A 19,707-nucleotide genomic window follows, 5' to 3' on the forward strand; every position below is an offset into this window, starting at 1 on the left:
CATGAAAAAAACACTTCTGCTTCTTCTCACAATGAGTTTACTGGCTCACACCGCTTACGCCCAGGAAGAGTCTGACGATTCCTCAAGCGAAACACCCGCGGCTGAAACCACAGCCAAAAAATCCCCGGGCACCCGTTCGCAAGAAAGCTGGGGCATCAGTCTTTCAACTGTGCAGTGGAATGAAACTTTGCGCGTGCAAGATGGCATCAACATGAGCCGCCAACCCGCCAACTACAACGCTATCATCGTCACGCTGATGAAAGAGATCACCTATTATCGCTGGGGCTGGAGTGCCGGAGTCTTTATCGGATCAGGCCGTGCCAATGGCGGAGTCGCCGGAGAAGGCTATCTGCAAGACAAGGTCGCTTTCACCACGTATGGAGCTTCCCCAAGAGGTTTCTATCGTTTTTCCGGGCGTATTAATGCAGGCATAACCCTGATGGGCATGTATAAGAATATCGACTGGCCCCGCGAAACTTCCACGCAAATTGTCGATGCCGGACGCAATCTTTACGTTGGCGGCCTTTTGGATCTGAATATTCGACTGTTTAAGAAGTGGGATTTTTATTCTGGCGTTGGCCCCCTCACTGAAGGGACCACGCTTTGGAAAATCGGTGCTAACTACCGATTTTAGGACTTAACTGGCACATTCACATTCAGAGTGATCTCGTCTTCAACGCCCACACCCATATAGTTGATGTCGCTGATACCGAAGTCACTCAGTTTAAGCTTGAATACAGCTTTCAGCACCTTGCCTTCAACTTTGTAAGTTCCTGCGATATCTTTTTCAACACCACGGATTTTAATCTTACCAGTCCCCTTGCCGCCTTTACCCGTGGCAGAAACCAAAACCGCTTCTGGAAATTTGCTGGTCTCCAGATACTTTTGTGTGTGCTTATCCCGCACTTCCACGCCGGTTTTCAGATTCTTCAGATTGACCACGATATTCTGAGCAGAGACTTCATCCCCTTTTACAATCGCTTCACCTTTAAGATCAGATGTCTTGCCTTTAAAATCCCCCATCGGATTCAAAACGACATCCACGACCACGCTTTGTGCCATCGCTGCGGTTGAAATCCCCATCATGACAATCAATGCTGTCAAAAATTTCATATGTAACCCCTCCACCCTTTTGGTGATTGTTGCTTCAACGTACTTTGTTGTTATTAATTTTCAATGCTGTTAATCCAGTCAGCCACCGCCTGCACTTCCGCCGCACTCAAAGTGCCATCGGTAGGCATGTTACCGCTTGAATTGACTGAATTTCCCTTCAGATAGGTATACAACTTCGAACCCGCCAGATTCTTTGCACGAACCAGGTCATTCGCCAAAGCCTTGGTCTCAGTCATATTTCGTAAATTCGACGAGTGCTGATGGCAAGTCACACATTTCGCATCCAACAAGGCCTTCACTGGAGCGAACTTAGGATTCACCGTAGTTCCGCCATCCTTGCCTTCGTTTGCCAGGCTTGGATCATAGACCACATTCTCAATCAGATTGTTGGTGGCAACATAGCGAGACATCACATTCAACTCGCTCTTGGTCAAAGCCTTGGCATCATCCACGTGACCGCCGTAAACGACATACTCATACATCTGCCCACCGACCGGCGCTGTTATCACACTTTTTGCTGTATAGGAGAAATCGTCCGGTATACCGACTTTTTGAATCTGCGCGACCTGAACCACTCCATTGATCAACAAAGAGATCTCCGTGGTTTTCAAACCGAAGCTGGCGGCAATTACCATTTTTTCACCTGCAGAAGGCAGATTGGCTTCGATGAAGGTGTAATTGGCAGCGTTGATAGCTGCATGAGTCGCACGGACCTTACCGTTGGCAATTGATATGAAGGCGTCTTCCTGATTGGCGCCAGAGGTCACTGATATCACCTTGCCAGTGACGGAGCGATCCACCGCCACAACAACAGAAATCTGATTGGCCATAAAAAGGGACTTGTTAACAAACGATGGATTGCCTGGTTTGGACCAGAATGACAGCTCTTCCGCACTGAGCAGCTTGGGCAGAGCCTTCTGATCCAACGCCGTTTGAGAATCAAACAAACCCTGTTCGTACAAAACCTGGTCCTGCAACGCAAAGTCACTGCAATTCTGGAAACCCAGAACCATTGCCAATACGGCAACACCTGCAAATGTCTTCTTGAATCCCCCAAGTTTCATTCTTACGCTCCCCACGAATACTTATCGGACACTTGGACCATCTCCAAAGCCGTTTTGTCTGATTTTCCCCTGTCTCAGACTGAAACAGCCTATTTTTCCGGCGCTCCTAGTTCAATCCACTTCTGAACAATCGCTCTCATTGATGAAGACATCAATCCCGAGCGTGGCATTGGAGCATTCGTATCGTTGATACGCTTTCCAATCTCTGCCGCCGCAACTTTGGACTTCGCATAGCTGCTCATGTCCAAGCCACCGCTTGCAGAGGCCCCGGTATGACAGCTCAAGCACTGAGTTTTAAAGATATTCAGCTTTGGATCGCTTCCTGTCAGATCAGCGTAAGTCACCTTTGCCGGAGCTTCATCCACTGGCACCACGACGTCAGATCCGATACCACATTCCGCAGTCGGCTCTGCCTTTTCAATCGAAGAGAACTGCAACGCAAACTTGTCCGTTGTCTTGGTTGTCGACTGGACCAATAGCTGAGCATTTCCAACCGGCGCCAGATTCAGATTCACATTCGGACAGACCACGGCATTGATGCTGCGATACACTGTTGCAGAATCAAAAAGTTTATTATTCACATAGACATACAGACCACGGACCCGATACTTCGCGGTCCCACTGGTCAAAGACATGGTCGGATTTTTAATCGCATAGCCGACTTCATTTCCACTCACTTTAGCGACTTGAGCTTCCACTGAAATTTTCAGCGGTAACAGAACGGCCTTGGCTGGCATATCGGCCGCCACATTCAAACGCCATTCAAGTTTTGTCCAAATAGCAGGCGTCGCCTTGCTATTGACGATCGCGGCGTTTTCTTTGTTGCCGGTGATGATAGACTCATCTTCCCCATCCACACCTTTACAACTTAAGAACGCGGTTTGAGCACTTTCCCAACCCTGCTTCAAACTGGAGATCGTACCGTTATGCGTAGATCCCGTGTATGGAGGATTATGGGTTTCACTGACTGCGTTGGAAGAAATCACCTGATAGCCCTTGTCTTTGAAAACCTGATAGGACATCAAAGAGTTCTTTGAAGCAAAGGCCGGCGCTTCGTGTTCACCATTATGGCAACCCGCACAGTTCTGCTTCAGGAACAGGTAATAGCCTGAACCAAACTTAGCATAAAGCTGATCTTCACACACATCCCCAGTGCTGCCACCGGAACCATCAAAATCATTTTCTGGCGGAGCTACCGTATCACCATTGCTGCTGCCTTGGCTGATAAGTTTCACCGACTGAGCGTCGATCTCAAAACCTTCCCCCAGGCTTTGCGCACAGTTTTGGAAGCTCACCACAAGAATGAGTCCTCCGGACAGCGCGCCCAACATCTTCAAGGCTTGAAGTTTCTTCATTCGCTTCCCCTTAAGCTACGTGAAGTTTAACAACTTTTTCCACGTCATCGGCTTGCAATGTCGCCGGTGCGAGTTGCTTGAACATCCCCATTTTATAATTCAAATTCAAATAATTCGCCAAAATCGCGGCCGCCACATAGTCAGGGCGTGATCCCACCAAAGTGGTGTTGTCCACTGACTGAGTTGTCATGTAGTGACCAATTTGATTCCCGCTGGAAGTAATCTTACCTGCCGGATCAAAGGCAATAATGAACTGCAAAGAAGACTGATAGTCACTGGACCAGATCGCCGTCGCAGATTCTGACACCTCAGAAACACACGAACCGTCGGTGGTGATCATTAAAAACAAGGGCTTCTTCATTTGATTGGCAAGTTCCAACATTCTGCCGATCTGAACTCCCGCTTCGAAGTCTTTCGTATCTGCCGCGGTTCTTACCCCTGGCGAGTGGTAGTCATAGCCAGACAGCGTAATACGTCCGTGAGCAATATTGCCATTCAGGGCGTTGTACACAATCCCTGCGGTGATCGCTGTTGCATTGTTTGCGGCGACATCGGGTGCTAGCTGATAGACGTTACGAACGATTGCATCTTTACGCGGATCCACACCACTGGCGCCGCCAGCTTTGATGATATCGGCCGACTTCACGCCCGCCTCCTGTAAAGCCAGCTTCAGTCCGTCGTCTTTGGAGTTCAAACGAGCAATCTGTGTCTGAGTCATTTTACCAATGAAAGAACTCAGAGTTCTTTTCTGGCTGGCATTCAAAACACCACCATCACGCAAAGTGCTTGAGTAATTCAAGGCCCCGAACATATTGTCCAGACTTGCCAGCTCCAGCATTGTATTTGGAGAAGTGAAAACCGGGCGAAGGTTCTCGGCTCCTGCGCCCTGATGCACACCCGGCAAAACTTTTCCGATCAACCCAGCTCTTTCCAAGGGTCCGGACAAATCATAGAAAGGACGTAGAGCCGCCTGTCCATTGGTGTCGTTTGCCGTATCAGTACACAATGCAACCAAACGCGCCTTCCCCAATGTTGCAGGCGAAGCCACGGATTTAATTCCCTGATGCAATCGTGAGCTGACTGCGAAATCGGCCCCCATCAGTTTCTCGATACCGAAGCCTGTCGTTCCCAAGCCCAGCTTATTGTAAGAAGGCAGAAGACTGCCGCCTTTGTCTTTGACAACGAAATTTCCATGAAGAGCCGCGCCACCACTCAGACCCAATGTTACAAATGGAACCATTGAGGATGGTTCGTCCGCCGCCTGAGCCCGACTGGTCATACCAAGAATAGAGGTCACAGCACCAGGCACCGCCACTTGCGCTGCAAAGGACAAAATTCCAGTTTCCAACAATTCCCGACGGGAAAGTTTAAGGCTGGAGACATCAGATTTGTTGTCCAGAACTTTTTTTAATTTATCGTTTTTCATCTTTCCCCCAAAAATCCCCTAAAGCCCAAATACTAAAGCATGTATGAATCAGGTACGGACAACATACCCGTGCAGATAAAGATCGCCAGCTTCTCTGACTCAACGGCCTTGGTCATCGCTGCAGAGTCCAACGTGCTGAAGTACTCATCCACCGCCTGAGAGATCAAAGACAGCTCTTCTTTCGATGGTGAGCGCATCCAAAAACGGTCCACCATGGAAATATAAGTGTTGATAGCCCCTAATTTTCCATAACTTGACGGCCCCTTGGCAAAATCCAGATACTTGAAGAGATCCTTAGTCCCCTTCTTCTCCTTCGCCACAGCCTGCTGGCAAACAACACCTGCCAAAGAGGTGATGGCAATGATCGCAGGCGAATTCACCATGGACAGATCATTCTGTGCGACCAAAAGATTTCGGCGGTAGTTGATCTCTGAATTAACCGCCGTCATGTTAATATCAGCTCGGGAAAGTCCCAAAAGAGACATCATGGACTCAAGTGTCTGTTTCGCATCCACTGGAGCGCCATCGATATCCGTCTGTGCTTTACTGCTGTTGTTGGAGGAGCTGCTTTCGCCTCCGCCCCCATTTACCGTAATTTCTTCCAGGCTGGCAAAATCAGCCTGCTTCGCACAGTTCTGAAAAGACGCCACCACAAACAAGAAAGAGAATGTCACACCAATCACAGCACCAATTTTATTTCTAGCTTTCATGGTTTACTCCGCTTTCACAACGCCACAAACAGGATCCAGGGCGACTTCGGTGTAAAGGTTTTTTAAGTTGTACCCGACTGCTTCAAAACGGTCCCCCAAACGAACCAGCGTCGAATACTGTGTCGAGTCCAACTTCTTCAAACAAACACTCTCATAGACACGTTTAGCCATACATTGACTGAAGCGACGCGAGTCAGAAAGCATTCGACCGAAGTCTTTCACCCCATTGCCACCAGCCGCAGCCGGACCACGCCAGCCAAAGAAGGCGGACTTACTGCCCAAGGTCGCGTTATTCACGAACTGGTCCCCAGTCACAATAAATCCATAAGGATAACTGCCTTTGTTCATTTTCAAAGACACACCGGTGTTGGAATCAAAATTATTTCTGGAGAAAAGACGACGCTGTCCGATGGCCTCAAGATAGGGCGTAACCAGATTGATATCTGCCGGACGACCTTTATTAATCAGCTTACCCAAAAGACGGGTTTTCTCATCATTGCCGACATTGGTTGCGGTCAGCCGTGCACCGTAAAACGCATAAAGCAAAGAAAGATCTTTCTTATTGTCCAAGTTACAGATCAGGAAACTATCCTGGCGCGTTTGATCCGTGCCAGCAGTGGCAGCCAGTCTATTCAGACAGTTTGCCGTGTATTCAGCGATATAGTTGGCTGCTTTATAATTGGCTTTAAGTGTCGCCAACAGAGTCTGATTGGCCGAAACAGAACGATAATCCGCCGCCAATGCCACTGCCACCGCTGGGTCACGGATGGTATTCAACGTACCCATAGTTGTTGTTCTTGCTTGATCCGCAGTTCTTCCCGTACTGATAAGATAATCCACGCGGGCCGTGAACCAAGTCGACTTCTCTTGACGGGTCACCAGATCCGGAAGGATGTCCTTTGTCGTGGGATCAATATAGTCCGTCTTGTACTTGCTGAAATCTTCCCCAATCTTATGGGTATTATAGAAATCCCCATTCATCTGAGAATAGATGCCTGTCGCTCCCCCATGATAGAAATTGACGTATTCCATCTTTGCAAATGCACCACGCATCCCATCCATCACGGAATGGCAGCTTTTACAGCTGGTTAGATACTTATTGTGATCCCCTGCGGGGAAGCGCTCAACGTCACGACCCACATACTGGTCCGATGCACTGGCATCAGCGGCTTCAGCCATAGAAACACAAAGAAACTGTTTCAACGAGAACTCTACCGCACGACGGTTGGTACCACCGCTCAGATTTCTTTCTGCAAATGTGCGCGTGGTGAAAACCCCGGCTGGCAAAGGATTATTGGCAAGACTCACAACATCCTTGCTGAAGTTGGCCTGAGCCATGATTGTATCCCAAGAGCTTGTCACCAGCTTCTGCTTACTGTTCAAAACCAAGGTGTTTTGATTCATCAAATCCAAATAGTTTGTTTCAACTGGCGTATAGTTAGACTGATTGTAATAGCGGGTTCTTTCATCTTTATCCGCTGCCACCCCGCGAACTTCATAGGAATAGTCCGACGTCAAAACTTCACGAAAGTCGCGATTGTCGCGAACCACCCCGACAATCAATGCCGAGAAGTCGTTAAATGGAACCTTCACAGATTCATCTTTATTTGAAAGACGCAGAGACAGGTTTTTCACCTGAGTATTCAAAAAATCCGGGGTTGTCGTGATGTAGTTGGCTGCACCACGGTCGTCGTTCTTAGAGATAAAATCAACAACCTTCTTCAGCTCCGGTTTTGTCGAAGACACTTTAACGCCCGTCATTCTCTCGTAGAGTCTTTTGGCCTTTAACATGTCTTTATCAGCTGCGTGCGCATTTGCCATAGACAATGCCGACGCAACTACAACCAGATATTTGTAGCCCCTCATACTCAATTCCCCCTGAGTGTTTACATTATCGTCTAATTCACTCCAAATTGTGATGCCCGCGCCAAAGAATTTTAACAACAACGCTTGGTCAAAAGCTTCGACAGCAGCTCACTCTGAGACACTTTTTTACTCTGCTAAAAGCTAAGTGCTTGATCTCTGGTCGCGCCCAGATTCAGAGTGAGACGCCCACTCGACCGCAGAGGTGGGTAAAAAGTGTTCCATCACCTTATGCAGAGACATTTTGCGCACGATTTTCGTTTCACTCTGAGACCTGCAAACCCTGCCTGCAAGAGTGCGCCGATAATTCTTGAGGTTTTTTCAGTAAATAGCGTCTTTCCGAAATTGGAAGACCAAGGATCTTGCCTTTAGTTCCAAGTTAAATTGTCGATAAGATCAATATGAGATTCTTGATTGCAACACTATTGATATCATCTTTGGTTTCACCAGCTTGGGCACTTAAAACAGTCGTTGTTAAGAATGACCGGGCATTGATTGACCTTGAAGGCGAAGACCTGCAAGTCGGAGACAAAGTCGGCGCCCGTGATGGCGACGGTAAGGCTCGTGCCCTTTTGGAAATCAAGCAAATCAAAAATGGCAAAGCCGTTGCCGCCATTCTTAAAGGTAAAATGAGTCAGGAATATTCTTTGAGTAAAATTGGGGGCAACAAAGCATCCGCTTCAGCTCCCACGACAAAGTCCTCTGCCGAAAAGTCTTCACGCAGTAAAACTGCGTGGGGTGTGACCGCAGGCTATGCCATGAATACCATGACCGTGAAACCAAGCCCCAGCTCTTCAGTTTCTCTGTCCGGCAGCAGTATCAATGCCTCCGGTTTCTATCAGATGAACCTGGATGGAAACATCAGCGCCCGCTTCTTGGGTGGCTATGAAACTTTGGTTGCTAAAGGCACATCCTCCAACGTCAGTTGTTCGGGTTCGGAGTGCTCCGTCGATATCAGCTATCTAGGGGTTGAAGCTCTGGTACGCTACTCATACCTTCGCAACGCCAAGTTTGACGCCTGGGTTGGTGGCGGATTGGGCTTCCTGTTTGCCATCAGCAAATCCAGTAACGTTCTGAACACCAGTAAGATCAGCACCAACCAAACCTTTGTGGGCTCTTTGGGGCTGGACTATCACCTTAGCAAAAAGAACTTTATCCCGGTGCAACTGGACTATGCCATGTACCCGGACAATAACACCTCCTCTGCAAACCAAATCATCCTTCGTGCGGGCTGGGGTATTAACTTCTAATTTCCATTCGGAGTTTTTGGGATGAATAAGGTTCTGTTCTTTCTTCTTTTGGCTTTCATTGCCACTTCTGCGTATTACAACAACAAAGAAGGAAGTTCGGAACTGGCATCCACGTCTCCCCGTCAATTCACACCTCTGCGCCTGCCTCTGTTACCTAAAACAGGGTTGAACAATTTTAACACGGCGGCAGAAGCGTACAATTATCAGGAAAGTCAGCACGAACGAGCCGCCTTTGAATGGAACCCGGGATACCCGGTGTACATTCCCACATTCGATAGTCAGAACCGAGCGTATCTGCGCAAGCATGACCGCAGTCAAACGACCGACCTGGGAAATGGTTTTGTTCGCTATGACAGCGGCAGTTGGACAAGCCTTCCCCTGAATCTGGAATCGCTGCAAGAGCTGGCGCCGGAAAACACTTTAGATGAACTTGCACGCGGTAACCGTCAGGATATTCTGTGGGACCCCAAAATGGCGGTCTTTGATCGTGATGACATCATGTACACGATCCTGCGCCTTAAATCCGGAACCCCCACTGAAAAAAGCTATGTCGTTCTGTATTCCAAGGACTATGGCCGAAACTGGAAAAGTCTGACCTTGCAGAAATCCGCAAACCTTCCGGAATGGTACGATCTTGAACGCCCCTATTCTTCGACAGCTCTGCAGGGGCCACCGGCATTTCTGTATTATCAAGCCACGGGAAAAGCTCCAGGCTATGAAAAAGGTTTTGAATACTGGCAAGGAACGACCGGAAAACTGACATTCCAGGCATCTCACTTTAACGATGATGGTGAACTGGTCACAGATCTGCCCGTGGTCTTAAGTGAAACGGCCCAGCCTATTGGCTATCGCAGCGGCAGCGCTGTAAAAATCCTGCGCTCCAAAGACAAGTACTTTATCACCTGGCTGGAAGCGACTCTGGATCACAAGCTGGAAAAGAACGAGCGAGGTCGCCCGACCAATACCAAGCCCGACAAACTTGGCAATCCGTACTCGGGAATCTGGATCGCGGAATACGACATCAAAACCAGAAATTTCAAAAAAACTGAGATCCTGAAAAGCTGGCCACTGAATGACAGCCACAATCAACCCGGCATCGTCCGCAGCCAAGATGGACGCCTGCATGTGATTGGCGGAGCTCATGGGGCTCATTTTGCCTACACCCACTCATTGCACGCAGATTCTATCAACCACTGGCAAGAGCCGATGTATGTGAACACCACTGACAGCGGGTATTCTGCAAACTTCAACATTCCCACCATCCAGGGAGGCAGTCAGACTTATGTGTCACTGGTGATTGATTCCAAAAACCGTCTGCACCTGGCTTACCGCCTGTGGGCTCATGACAAATCAATTTTTGATTTTGAGTATTTCGGAGCCCTAGCCTATCAGTCTGCGGATCTTGATGCCGCTGGAAAAAGCTGGAAGTGGTCCGAACCCAAGATTCTGGTTTATCCCAATGCCCAGGAGTACACACACTACTATCAGGTATTAACCTTGGACCGAAAGGATCAGCTTTATCTGGAATACTCCCAGATGCGCCCGTACGCCCCTTATTATTTCAAGGCGCCTAATGAAGAGCAGATCAACACTTCTCCCATGCTGAACTCGGCCCTGCTAAAATCTGAGGATGGCGGCAAAAACTGGTTCCTGGTGAATGACCAGGACTTTGCCAAATAAAAAAGGCGGCCTTGCAGCCGCCTTTTTCGTTTCAGATTTTTTTGAAATTCCTTATTTGATGGACATCAGCAATTCTGCTGTTTCCTGAATCCAAGGAACGTAAGCATCCACTCTTGTGAAGATAGACATGATGAAGCAGTCTGGAGTCAGTGGAATTGGAATAGAGTCACCACGGCTGGCAACACCCATCAGATAAAGCTTGCCGTTTTTCTCTACGTAAGCCGGACCACCGGAATCACCACTGCAGATCCCTTTTTTCAAGGACTGATCAATCATGATTTCAGTGCTGCCGTACAAAGGCTTTTTCACTTTCAGATCTGTTGTGCGCAAAGTGCCTGCACCCTTCTTGATCCCCCAAGCCCAGTTCAAACCGTAACCGGCAACCACGATGCGGGAACCTTTTTGCAGTTCATTGAATTCCTTATACAAAGGAGCTGGTGCATAACCGGCCGGAATCTCGCCTTCGAAACGAACCAATGCGATATCTGCGGTATCTTCAGTGCGCTCTGGATTGTAAAGCTTGTGTTGCACAGCTTTGATGGTTTTGCGAGACTTGGCTTTATCAAGGCCTTTCATCTCCTGACCGAAGAACACGATCAGTTCACTGGAGTTGGGGTCCACACAGTGTGCAGCCGTCAAAACCAACTGTGGAGCGATCAAAGTACCAGAGCACAAAGCTCCCACCTTTGCATCGTAAAGACCTACTGTGGAACGAGCCACAATACTGCCAGCGGAAACAACATCGCCGCCAATCACACCATTCTGAGACTCAGTGGCTTGTACCTGAGCAGAATTCTGCTGACCGCACGCTGCCAGCATTGCAGTAGCCATCATAGTCATCGTTATCTTTTTGAGCATGTATTACCCCTTTTGATTTTTCGATGACCCGTTTCTATCAAAGCCCGATAAAAAAAGGTGAACTAAGAACCCGCCCTGATCTTTTTTCCCGAACCTTCCCTATTTACATTGGCTGCCACAAAAGGGCCCCTGTATCAATTTTAGACACCCGACAATACTTCAAAGCCCAATATAAACGGTGCTGAGACTGTCTCAAAATGGACCCGCCTTTGCATCTAGGGGCATCGGACCATAGCCCCTAATAAAGAGGACTACAAAATGCCAAGTCGGTTACCTACATCCAAGATGCTGATCCCGCTTTTGCTGACCCTGCAAGCGATGACTGCCCATGCGGTCACCGATGCAAATCCGCAAATCGCCAACAAGCATCTGTTGAAAAATGCTGTACGTGTCCAGATCACCCAACGCGGTATGAAGTACTTCGACACCCGTCTTAGTGAAATCCTGGGCAACCTCGGGGTTAAGCTGGATGAAGGTTACTTCCCGGCAATGACCTATACATTTGAAAAGCCTTTAAAACCTGAAGACATCATGGCTTCCAATCCCGAAATGGTGAAGATGTACAATCAGGTGCGTGGCCTTCTGACTCAGTGGCTGGTCGGGTTCTCTATGAACGATCACCAACCACAAATCGAGATCGGTGAGTCCGGTTATCTTGCGCAGTTCTCCCGCTTTGGTTTGGTGACTGACGAGCGTCTGATGGACTCTTTGGGTAAACGCGATGGAGCTATTTTGGCCATCGAATTGGAAGTCAAAAAAATGACTTTGGCAACGAAGTCCGTGGTCGCCTGGGACATACAAAACGAATTCCTTGGCAAAATCGGCTTTGAAGACGTTTCTCTGGAAGCCGGTGATCAGGAAATCCCTTTGCGCATCCGCATTCCTTTCTATATCCGCATGAATGCCAATGGCACTCTGGATTTTGAAGCTTTGGAAATCGACAACAACTTCGATAAAACCTCTTTGGCTTTGCAGTACAAGAAGCTGTTGGTCCCAACTTTTGCCATTGAAGTGAACGGCAAAAAGTTCTATTTGAACAACGCCGAAATTGAAAAACTCTTTGCCGCCCAAGCTCCGATGATTCTGGAAAAGGTCCGTGAAAATATCGGTGAGTTCGCGCGCAAACAGTTGCCTGAAATGCTGAACCAAAAAGCCAAGGAATTCCTGCAAGGTCCTTTGGAGCAGGTTCAGGATATGGCAGCTCCGGGTCAGGAGCCTACTGATACCCGTCCGGCATTCAAATGGGGTTTGCAGCTTCAAAACATCAATCTTAAGAAGTCCTTGAACATTGATCTGACCACCTATGTGGAAGATCCCGTCAACAGCCGCAGTGCTCCTCTTAGCACGCACGCATCCCGCGGGGCGCCGTCCTTCAATGCTGTGCCTCAGGAAAACTATGATATCGGCTTGAGCGTGGACCGCTCCCTGATCAATCGCGTTTTGCAACTGGCGTTTGAGCGCAAAAACTTCGAGCAGATCAAACAAACCGATGGTTCCGTTTTGAAACTGGTGGCGACGCCGCTGATTGACTATGTAAAAACTCCAGCTGGTGTGGCTTTGAAGCCTACAGAAACCTTCGTCAAATTGAGAGTTTCCGTCGAAATCAAGCCTGGCTCGATGTTCCTGAAAAACATCATCGTGGTGGACTTCGATATCATTGCAAAACTGCGCCAGTTAGAGGATAAGAGCGGCATGCAACTGCTGTTGTACTCGATCGACACAGATTCCCTGTTCCTCGATGACAAGTACATCTCCATAGCTGGTAAGCTCTTTAAGGGCAAAGTCCGTGATGGTGTCAAAGACGAGTTGAAAAAACGCAGTGCTAATTGGAGTAAAACTGAAGAGTCTCTGCCTGGTGGTTTGCCTCTTCCTCCTCAGATTTTAGGAATTAAACTGGATATTAATCGCGTGATGATGGATGCCAACGGCCACCTGGTCATGTATCTGGATTACGCGAAAACAGGAGCGAAATAACATGCGATCCTTCAAACTTATCATCATCAATGCTTTGACTCTGATTATCGGTCTGGGTCTTATGAGCGGTTCGGTTTCTCAAAGAAGTGCGGAAGCTGCGCGTTTTGAGTCTATCCCGGCTCTGCAGGTCAACCGTCTGGGCAACTATCGCGGCCAATACCTGACAGTGCTTTATGCTGTTGGCTCCCGCCCGTTTATTTCCACGGACTCTTCCCAGATTTCCATATCTCAGGTGAAAGAGGCCCGCACAGTTTATATCTCTGCGGACGCTATGAGCCTGCCTTCTGTGCAAGTTGAAAAAGAAGGTTTCCGCCCTTCCTACAATATCGTGGTGTTTGTGGTTTCCCCACAAGCTAACTATAGCTGGGTGAATGCCGATGGGTCCGTCCCACAAGGCATGACTGCCACAGGCAACCGCCTGAGTTCTTTGATCAATGCGATCAATAAAACAGATGTGGACAGCTTCATCACTTCTCAGGGTGAAGCCAGTATCCTGCAAGTGAATCTGGTAAAATAATTTTTCTTTCCGGAGCGTATTTGAAAACAAAAAGGCGTCACTTGTGTGACGCCTTTTTTATTTTCTATCGCAAAATATCCACCGCTGCTCTTTGCCCACTTTCAATCGCCCCTTGCAGGGTTCCGGCAAATCGCAGGCTGGTGTGCTCTCCGGCAAAATGAAGATGTCCCGCCAACTCGGGCTCTGCTGCGGCTCCACGATACTTCATGTACTGCCCCGGCTTGAAGACGGCCATGGACCCCAACGACCACTTGCGCTGGCGCCAGTTGATCATCTGCTGAATCGAGCCGATACGCGCTGGCACTTCGCCATAGAATCGTTCCAGATCCTTACGGGCTTCGTCCGTGGCCGCAGCCCCGGCTTGCAAACCAGAACCCCCGCCTCTTTGCCAAGTCAGCAGCCCCTGTGTGCCCGGCTGCGAGCGCCCCGAATCCCATATTTTCTCGGAAATAAAATCTCCGGTGAAGTTGCCCAGATTCGCCGGTGTCGAAGCCACTTGATTGCGCCAGAACGGAGTTGCAAACCCGACAACGCCTTTGCTGTGAGTGGCGTATTCCTGATTACGAATGGCTTCCTTTTTCAATTCAGAAAACTCCAGACCCATCAGCCCTTTGACTTCGCGCAATTTTGAAAATGGCAGTGTGCAAATGACATTGCGAGCCCGGAAGGTTTCTTTTCCGTGAGGCCCCTGGAAAGTCAGCTTGAAGACTTCTTTTTCATACTCCACTTCCACCAAAGCCATGTTCATTTTCATGATGTGATCCGGAATAACGCCACCAGCCCGATCCGCCAGAACCTGCATCAATGAGGACAGTCCGCCTTCCATGCGATAGATCGTCGAGGAGCTTAGCAGCGAACTGCCTTCTGCATCCACCGTCGACAGAAAATGCAACGCCGACTGGTCCTTGGCATCCACACCAAAGCGGCTGACCGCCTGAACTTCAATGAGTTCCCGCCAGACCGGATCCACCTCGCTGGCCCAGGAATCCAACAGATCTTTCAATGACAGACTGTCATAGTAAGCGGAACGCTCAAACTGAAAGGCATTTTTGTAACTCAGCAAAACATCCTGATCGCGGTACAAATCCAACCGCACACGGCGCAATGGATTCTGCAGCGTCTTCATGCGCGGAATCAGATCTTTCACACGATATTGACGTCCCTGAAATGAAAACAAGTGAGCCTCAGCTCCGGCAGAAGTGCGGATTTCCCTAAGAGGCAGATTCAATTCTTTGGCCAAAGCGATCACATGAGAGTGAGAGCCGTCGATAAATTCCGCCCCCAGCTCTGCCACCGGGCCTTCTTCAGAAAACACTGAAACAGACTGAACGCGGCCCCCGACACGTGAGGATGCCTCAAAGATCCGGAATGGAACTTTGCGTTTTTTCAGTTCAAAGGCAGCCGACAATCCTGCCGCACCGGCCCCTAAAATAACCACCTCGTCGCGCAAATCCCGGGTGTCGCCCATAAAGAAGCGTTCGGTGCTGGCGCAGGCCCCTAAAGCCATTGCGCCGGAACCCAAAGCCGAGATTTTCAAAAACTCACGACGGGTAAAAGAACTTTTTGCCATTGCTCCCCTCACCTGAATAGAATGGCAACACTTTGGAACAGAATCAAATCAATCTCTTAAATCTGGATAGAATGTTGGAGTCTCTGGCCCAGAATAACTGGGCCACAGCAAACGACATTTTTCCCTCTGAATTCTGCCTGGCGCTCGCCCAAGAGTGTCATCGCCTGCACCACCAAGGAGAGCTGACCAAAGCCTCCATTGGGCATGCAGGCAGCAAAACCATCAACTCTGAAATTCGCAGCGATTTCACTCTGTGGCTGGAGGAAAACACCGCCTCGGAGCTGCAACAAAGCTTCCTCGATCAGATGGAGCTTCTAAAACAGACCCTCAATCAGTTCTTTTATTTAGGCCTCAAAAGATTTGAATCTCACTTTGCACTGTATCCTCCGGGCGGAGGTTATGATAAGCATATTGACAACCATCGCGGCTCGGGTGCGAGAAGAATAACCTTTGTTCTTTATCTCAACTCCGACTGGAAAAAGGGAGATGGTGGCGAACTCAGCTTGTATGAGCCTGAAAATGAAAATCAGCTTATCAAACAGATTGAACCTCGCCTTGGCACCTTTGTTTTATTCCGCAGCGAACTTTTCCCGCACCAAGTGGAGAAAAGTCATTCACACCGGCTTAGCTTGACCGGTTGGTTTAGGAACGATGCATCATGAAGTCTCTTTTTGCTGAAGTTGTTTTCACCCGCCCCTATGCCCGATTCACAGTTCTGGCGTGTTCTTTGATCGCGGCGGTACTGGGGTTGTTGGGACCCTTCTTTCAGAAAGAGTTCATCGATCAGCTGACAGGGGTTGAAAGTCGGCTTCATTTCTTCCAGTTTGATCACACACTGGCCTACGTCGTCGGCGCCTTTCTTTGTGTTCTGCTGGCTCAAGCATTCACTCAACTGACAAACTTTCTGAGCGTGCGCGAAGCGCTTTACATGCAAAAGATCTTTGCCAAAAGACTTTACGACAAAACCCTGCATTTGCAGGTGGACACGATGAGTGGCCGCCCCGTGGGCGAAATTGTATCTTTGTACGCCACTGACGTGCAGGGCGCCACTGTATTTCTGGATCAGACGCTCCCAGCTGGCGCCTCTATGCTGTTCCCGCTGATTCTGTCACCTTTTGCAATTTCCCTGCTTTTTGATGTTCCACTTTGGCCAACCATTCTTCTGATGCTGGCAATTTCATGTTTGAATACTTTCCTGGCGTTCCGTCAGTCCAAATTCTTTTTCAACTTCAAACAACTGGCAGCAGAGCGTATTGGCCTGGTGAATGAGTGGATTCAGAATATCCGCACCATCCGTATCTTGAGCTGGACCCAACACTTTGAAAAAAATATTTTCGCCAAGCGTATCGTGGAAACCCGCAATCGCGTTTCCATGGTGACCAATGGCCAAATGATGAACTCGATCTCAACCTCCATCACCTTCTTTCTGAATGCTGTGGCCCTGGCGACATTGGTGTTTTACTCCAAGCACCAACTGACCAGCGGTGAGCTTCTGGCTTTGCTATGGATTGTCGGGGTCTTTCTGACCCGTCCTTTCCGTCAGATGCCGTGGTTCTTCACCTTTGCCTTTGACTCATGGACTTCATTGCGTCGCCTGGAAGACTATTTCTCGACCAAAAACAACATGACCGAAGACAGCTCTGCCAGCCCTCAACTTCCACAAGGTCAGGAAGAATATGCACTGCAAGTTCGCGGTTTGAATCTGACCGTTTCCCAGCGTCGCATTCTGCGCAATGTTTCTTTGGACGTAAGACATGGAGAATTCGTGGCGGTCGTTGGCGAAGTGGGCGCGGGAAAATCCATGCTGCTGCTGTCTTTGCTGAAAGAAACCGGCGCGCGCTTTGACTTCTATCATCTGACAGGAAAAGACACTGAAAAGATTTCCGTGGACGAAGTCCGATCCCACTTTGCATATGTGCCGCAAGAGGGCTTTATCATGAACGCCACTTTACGCGAAAACGTGGCCTTCATCTATGACATCGAAGCCGAACGCGACCCCATGGTGGAAGAATCCTTGCGGTTGGCGCAGTTTGATCTCAGTACCGAGCGTGTTGAAAAAGGCCTGAACACCGAAATCGGCGAACGCGGCGTGAATCTTTCCGGAGGCCAAAGACAACGTGTCGGTCTGGCACGTGTTCACTATCACGAAGCTCCGATCATGCTGTTGGATGATTGTTTAAGTGCGGTTGATGTCGATACCGAACAAAAGCTGTTTGAACAGTTATTGCTGGGGGCCTGGGTGGATCGCACCCGCATTCTGGTGACTCACCGCCTGAGCGCTCTGAACCGCGTGGATCGTATCTTGTTCATGGAAGAAGGACAGATTATTGATTCCGGTACATTCGAGGAACTGCTGGCACGCAACGAAAAGTTCCGGGCCTACACCACCAGTGTTGCCAAAGAGGCCGCAGAGAAAAAAGCGGAGGCGACTCATGTCTAATGCACCGATCAAACCCAAATATCTTTCTGACGGCGACACGAAAAAAGATGGTGGCTACAACAAGACCATCTATGCCACTTTGAAATCCGCCTACCAACCCTTCCTGGCCCGTATCATTCTGTGCTTGTGCTTGGGTATTATCGGCCGCGGGTTGCTGCTGGCCAATACCAATATCATCGGGTACTGGGTGGATACGATCACCGGCAAAGAGAATATTCTGACAGGACTGACCCCGGGACAGATCATCGCCTTGCTTGCGGGCATGGCGCTGGTGGGTTTCATCATGACCCTGTCGTTCCGGGTGAGTTTTTCCCGCTTGTCGGCGCAGGCAATTTCGTCTTTTTATGATGAAGTGACCTTGCGCACGTCACGCCTGCCGATGAGTTTTTTTGATAACACTCCAGCAGGTCGGATTATCACGCGTTTTTCCAGTGACTATGGCAACGTCTTCCGTTTGTTCGGCGGTCCCTTGGCTGAATTTATCTCCATCATTTTCGACCTGACCATGATGGTGGCCCTGATCACTTTGGCCAACCCGATTTATCTGATCTTTGTCGTCTTTATCGCGGTCATGAACTATCTGGTTTACAAAATAAATCAGGAAAAACTGCGCACGGCCCGCCGGGAGCTTTCCGCCAGCCGATCCCCAAGCATCGCGCACTTTGCTGAAACCACTCAAGGTGCCAGCACGATCCGATCCTTCCGCCGTCAGCAATCCTTTGGCGAGCGCTTTGAACGCCTGGACCGTTATTTCCTGACACAGAAAATGAACACCACCAAAAGCCTTTTGAGTTTTTCCTTGCAGATGAACAGCCTGACCGCGTTTCTGCTTTTGATCACAGGTGTGTCGGCCTATTTCATGGTGGAAAAAGGCTGGGCCACAGTGGGCTCTGTCGGGGTGGCCTTTGCCTTCATCGCCCTTTCTGGAAATACAGTGCAGATGTTCTTTGAATGGTTGACACAATTTGAAGAGGCCATGATTGGTGTGGAGCGACTGGATCAATACATGCGCATGGACATCGAGCGCGGCTCGCTGCTGCCCTCCACCGCCGCCTTCGCAACAGGGCACCCGACTTATTCTGCTTCTGTGGAAAAGTATCTGGCGAACCGCCGTCTGACTGAAGAGCGCAATGCCTCGGTGCAGGTCCAAGATGTCTGGTTCCGCTATCGCGAAGATTTGCCCTGGGTCCTTAAGGGCGTTAACTTTGAGGTCAAAGCCGGAGAGCGTCTGGGGATCGTGGGGCGTACAGGGTCTGGAAAATCCAGTTTGATTCAGGCGCTGTTTTATCTTTATCCGATCGACAAAGGAAAGATTTCAATCAACACTCACCTGCCGAAGCTGTCAGAGCAGATGTCGGGCGTGGATCTGAGTTTGTATCGTAAGTCCATGGCCTTTATCGCGCAGGAACCAATCCTTTTCCAAGGAAGCCTGCGCTTTAATCTGGATATCGACGACCAGATTGCCGAGGAAAAACTTCTTTCTGTTTTGGAACAGGTCGGCTTGCGCGAGTGGGTTCTGGCTCAACCCGGCGGGCTAGATATGAGAATCGAAGAACGCGGCAAAAATCTGTCCTTGGGGGAGCGTCAACTGTTGTGTATGGCGCGCTGCCTGCTGCAACAAGCCCCGATAGTGATCATGGACGAAGCGACAAGCTCCGTAGACCCACAGTCTGAAGAAATCATGGTTCGCGCCACAGAAGAGTTCTTCTCTGACAGGACGCAGATTATCATCGCGCACCGCCTGTCCACGCTGGCAAAGTGTGATCGAATTTTATGGTTACAGAACGGCGAAATTGTCGCATTGGGACCGACCGAAGAAGTCCTTCCCCGCTTCAAAAACACCGAGTTAGTCTAAAGAATAAGTTTGCGCCGGCCGATATTAGAGGG

At 49.3% G+C, this 19,707-nt stretch carries 16 protein-coding genes; 8 read left to right on the forward strand and 8 right to left on the reverse strand.

Annotated elements, in window-relative coordinates; genetic code table 11:
• Position 1: 1 nt before the first annotated feature.
• Positions 2–634 carry a hypothetical protein gene (locus ACES2G_RS11390; RefSeq protein ID WP_347357538.1) on the forward strand — a complete coding sequence of 211 codons (633 nt, stop codon included), beginning with the start codon at positions 2–4 and terminating at the stop codon, positions 632–634.
• Here ACES2G_RS11390 and ACES2G_RS11395 read toward each other — a convergent pair.
• The 6 genes from ACES2G_RS11395 to ACES2G_RS11420 all read right to left on the reverse strand — a co-directional run bounded on the left by ACES2G_RS11395 (position 631) and on the right by ACES2G_RS11420 (position 7,534).
• On the reverse strand, positions 631–1,113 hold the full coding sequence (locus tag ACES2G_RS11395) for a YceI family protein (RefSeq protein WP_374000207.1): 483 nt from the start codon (positions 1,111–1,113) through the stop codon (positions 631–633). The genes ACES2G_RS11390 and ACES2G_RS11395 overlap by 4 nt on opposite strands.
• 53 nt (positions 1,114–1,166) lie before the next feature.
• The gene (locus ACES2G_RS11400) at positions 1,167–2,177 is read right to left on the reverse strand and encodes a cytochrome c (protein ID WP_347357536.1); all 1,011 of its coding nucleotides are present in this window, start codon (positions 2,175–2,177) and stop codon (positions 1,167–1,169) included.
• Between the two features lie 89 nt (positions 2,178–2,266).
• Positions 2,267–3,532 carry a hypothetical protein gene (locus ACES2G_RS11405; RefSeq protein ID WP_347357535.1) on the reverse strand — a complete coding sequence of 422 codons (1,266 nt, stop codon included), beginning with the start codon at positions 3,530–3,532 and terminating at the stop codon, positions 2,267–2,269.
• A gap of 10 nt (positions 3,533–3,542) precedes the next feature.
• Entirely contained in the window at positions 3,543–4,958 is a 1,416-nt protein-coding gene (locus ACES2G_RS11410) for a hypothetical protein (RefSeq protein WP_374000208.1), read from the reverse strand.
• Between the two features lie 32 nt (positions 4,959–4,990).
• On the reverse strand, positions 4,991–5,668 hold the full coding sequence (locus tag ACES2G_RS11415) for a hypothetical protein (RefSeq protein WP_347357533.1): 678 nt from the start codon (positions 5,666–5,668) through the stop codon (positions 4,991–4,993).
• A gap of 3 nt (positions 5,669–5,671) precedes the next feature.
• Complete coding sequence (locus ACES2G_RS11420; RefSeq protein ID WP_347357532.1) at positions 5,672–7,534, reverse strand: hypothetical protein; 1,863 nt, start codon at positions 7,532–7,534, stop codon at positions 5,672–5,674.
• A gap of 398 nt (positions 7,535–7,932) precedes the next feature.
• Here ACES2G_RS11420 and ACES2G_RS11425 point away from each other — a divergent pair, with 398 nt between their 5' ends.
• Together ACES2G_RS11425 and ACES2G_RS11430 are read left to right on the forward strand one after the other, a co-directional pair.
• A complete protein-coding gene (locus ACES2G_RS11425; protein ID WP_347357531.1) occupies positions 7,933–8,781 on the forward strand; it encodes a hypothetical protein in 849 nt (282 codons plus the stop codon).
• 21 nt (positions 8,782–8,802) lie between these two features.
• Positions 8,803–10,461 (forward strand): BNR-4 repeat-containing protein, encoded by a 1,659-nt coding sequence (locus ACES2G_RS11430; protein ID WP_347357530.1) that lies wholly within the window; start codon positions 8,803–8,805, stop codon positions 10,459–10,461.
• Between the two features lie 51 nt (positions 10,462–10,512).
• On the opposite strand, the gene ACES2G_RS11435 is transcribed toward ACES2G_RS11430, so the two are convergent.
• Entirely contained in the window at positions 10,513–11,319 is an 807-nt protein-coding gene (locus tag ACES2G_RS11435; protein ID WP_347357529.1) for a serine protease, read from the reverse strand.
• 258 nt (positions 11,320–11,577) lie between these two features.
• Here ACES2G_RS11435 and ACES2G_RS11440 point away from each other — a divergent pair, with 258 nt between their 5' ends.
• Together ACES2G_RS11440 and ACES2G_RS11445 are read left to right on the forward strand one after the other, a co-directional pair.
• Entirely contained in the window at positions 11,578–13,293 is a 1,716-nt protein-coding gene (locus ACES2G_RS11440; RefSeq protein ID WP_347357528.1) for a DUF2785 domain-containing protein, read from the forward strand.
• Position 13,294: 1 nt separating this feature from the next.
• Positions 13,295–13,810 carry a hypothetical protein gene (locus ACES2G_RS11445; RefSeq protein ID WP_347357527.1) on the forward strand — a complete coding sequence of 172 codons (516 nt, stop codon included), beginning with the start codon at positions 13,295–13,297 and terminating at the stop codon, positions 13,808–13,810.
• A 64-nt stretch (positions 13,811–13,874) separates the two neighbouring features.
• On the opposite strand, the gene ACES2G_RS11450 is transcribed toward ACES2G_RS11445, so the two are convergent.
• Positions 13,875–15,380, reverse strand: coding sequence for an FAD-dependent oxidoreductase (locus ACES2G_RS11450; RefSeq protein ID WP_374000209.1), 1,506 nt, complete (start codon positions 15,378–15,380; stop codon positions 13,875–13,877).
• Positions 15,381–15,412: 32 nt separating this feature from the next.
• On the opposite strand from ACES2G_RS11450, the gene ACES2G_RS11455 reads away from it, so the two are divergent.
• From ACES2G_RS11455 to ACES2G_RS11465, 3 genes are read left to right on the forward strand one after another with little or no spacing between them, the layout of a single operon-like run.
• Entirely contained in the window at positions 15,413–16,042 is a 630-nt protein-coding gene (locus ACES2G_RS11455; RefSeq protein WP_347357525.1) for a 2OG-Fe(II) oxygenase, read from the forward strand.
• Positions 16,039–17,820 (forward strand): ABC transporter ATP-binding protein, encoded by a 1,782-nt coding sequence (locus ACES2G_RS11460; RefSeq protein ID WP_347357524.1) that lies wholly within the window; start codon positions 16,039–16,041, stop codon positions 17,818–17,820. The genes ACES2G_RS11455 and ACES2G_RS11460 overlap by 4 nt, the downstream gene beginning before the upstream one ends.
• Positions 17,813–19,675, forward strand: coding sequence for an ABC transporter transmembrane domain-containing protein (locus ACES2G_RS11465; RefSeq protein WP_347357523.1), 1,863 nt, complete (start codon positions 17,813–17,815; stop codon positions 19,673–19,675). Before ACES2G_RS11460 ends, ACES2G_RS11465 begins: the two co-directional genes overlap by 8 nt.
• The last annotated feature ends 32 nt before the right edge of the window (positions 19,676–19,707 follow it).

This window comes from Bdellovibrio bacteriovorus (assembly GCF_041888015.1).
Classification (GTDB): domain Bacteria; phylum Bdellovibrionota; class Bdellovibrionia; order Bdellovibrionales; family Bdellovibrionaceae; genus Bdellovibrio.

Bases quoted from the DNA above. Each gene is read 5' to 3' on its own strand.
- ACES2G_RS11420 (WP_347357532.1), bottom strand. From the start codon at position 7,534: ATGAGGGGCTACAAATATCTGGTTGTAGTTGCGTCGGCATTGTCTATG.
- ACES2G_RS11415 (WP_347357533.1), bottom strand. From the start codon at position 5,668: ATGAAAGCTAGAAATAAAATTGGTGCTGTGATTGGTGTGACATTCTCT.
- ACES2G_RS11395 (WP_374000207.1), bottom strand. From the start codon at position 1,113: ATGAAATTTTTGACAGCATTGATTGTCATGATGGGGATTTCAACCGCA.
- ACES2G_RS11460 (WP_347357524.1), top strand. From the start codon at position 16,039: ATGAAGTCTCTTTTTGCTGAAGTTGTTTTCACCCGCCCCTATGCCCGA.
- ACES2G_RS11450 (WP_374000209.1), bottom strand. From the start codon at position 15,380: ATGGCAAAAAGTTCTTTTACCCGTCGTGAGTTTTTGAAAATCTCGGCT.
- ACES2G_RS11440 (WP_347357528.1), top strand. From the start codon at position 11,578: ATGCCAAGTCGGTTACCTACATCCAAGATGCTGATCCCGCTTTTGCTG.
- ACES2G_RS11400 (WP_347357536.1), bottom strand. From the start codon at position 2,177: ATGAAACTTGGGGGATTCAAGAAGACATTTGCAGGTGTTGCCGTATTG.
- ACES2G_RS11465 (WP_347357523.1), top strand. From the start codon at position 17,813: ATGTCTAATGCACCGATCAAACCCAAATATCTTTCTGACGGCGACACG.
- ACES2G_RS11410 (WP_374000208.1), bottom strand. From the start codon at position 4,958: ATGAAAAACGATAAATTAAAAAAAGTTCTGGACAACAAATCTGATGTC.
- ACES2G_RS11430 (WP_347357530.1), top strand. From the start codon at position 8,803: ATGAATAAGGTTCTGTTCTTTCTTCTTTTGGCTTTCATTGCCACTTCT.
- ACES2G_RS11390 (WP_347357538.1), top strand. From the start codon at position 2: ATGAAAAAAACACTTCTGCTTCTTCTCACAATGAGTTTACTGGCTCAC.
- ACES2G_RS11405 (WP_347357535.1), bottom strand. From the start codon at position 3,532: ATGAAGAAACTTCAAGCCTTGAAGATGTTGGGCGCGCTGTCCGGAGGA.
- ACES2G_RS11425 (WP_347357531.1), top strand. From the start codon at position 7,933: ATGAGATTCTTGATTGCAACACTATTGATATCATCTTTGGTTTCACCA.
- ACES2G_RS11445 (WP_347357527.1), top strand. From the start codon at position 13,295: ATGCGATCCTTCAAACTTATCATCATCAATGCTTTGACTCTGATTATC.
- ACES2G_RS11435 (WP_347357529.1), bottom strand. From the start codon at position 11,319: ATGCTCAAAAAGATAACGATGACTATGATGGCTACTGCAATGCTGGCA.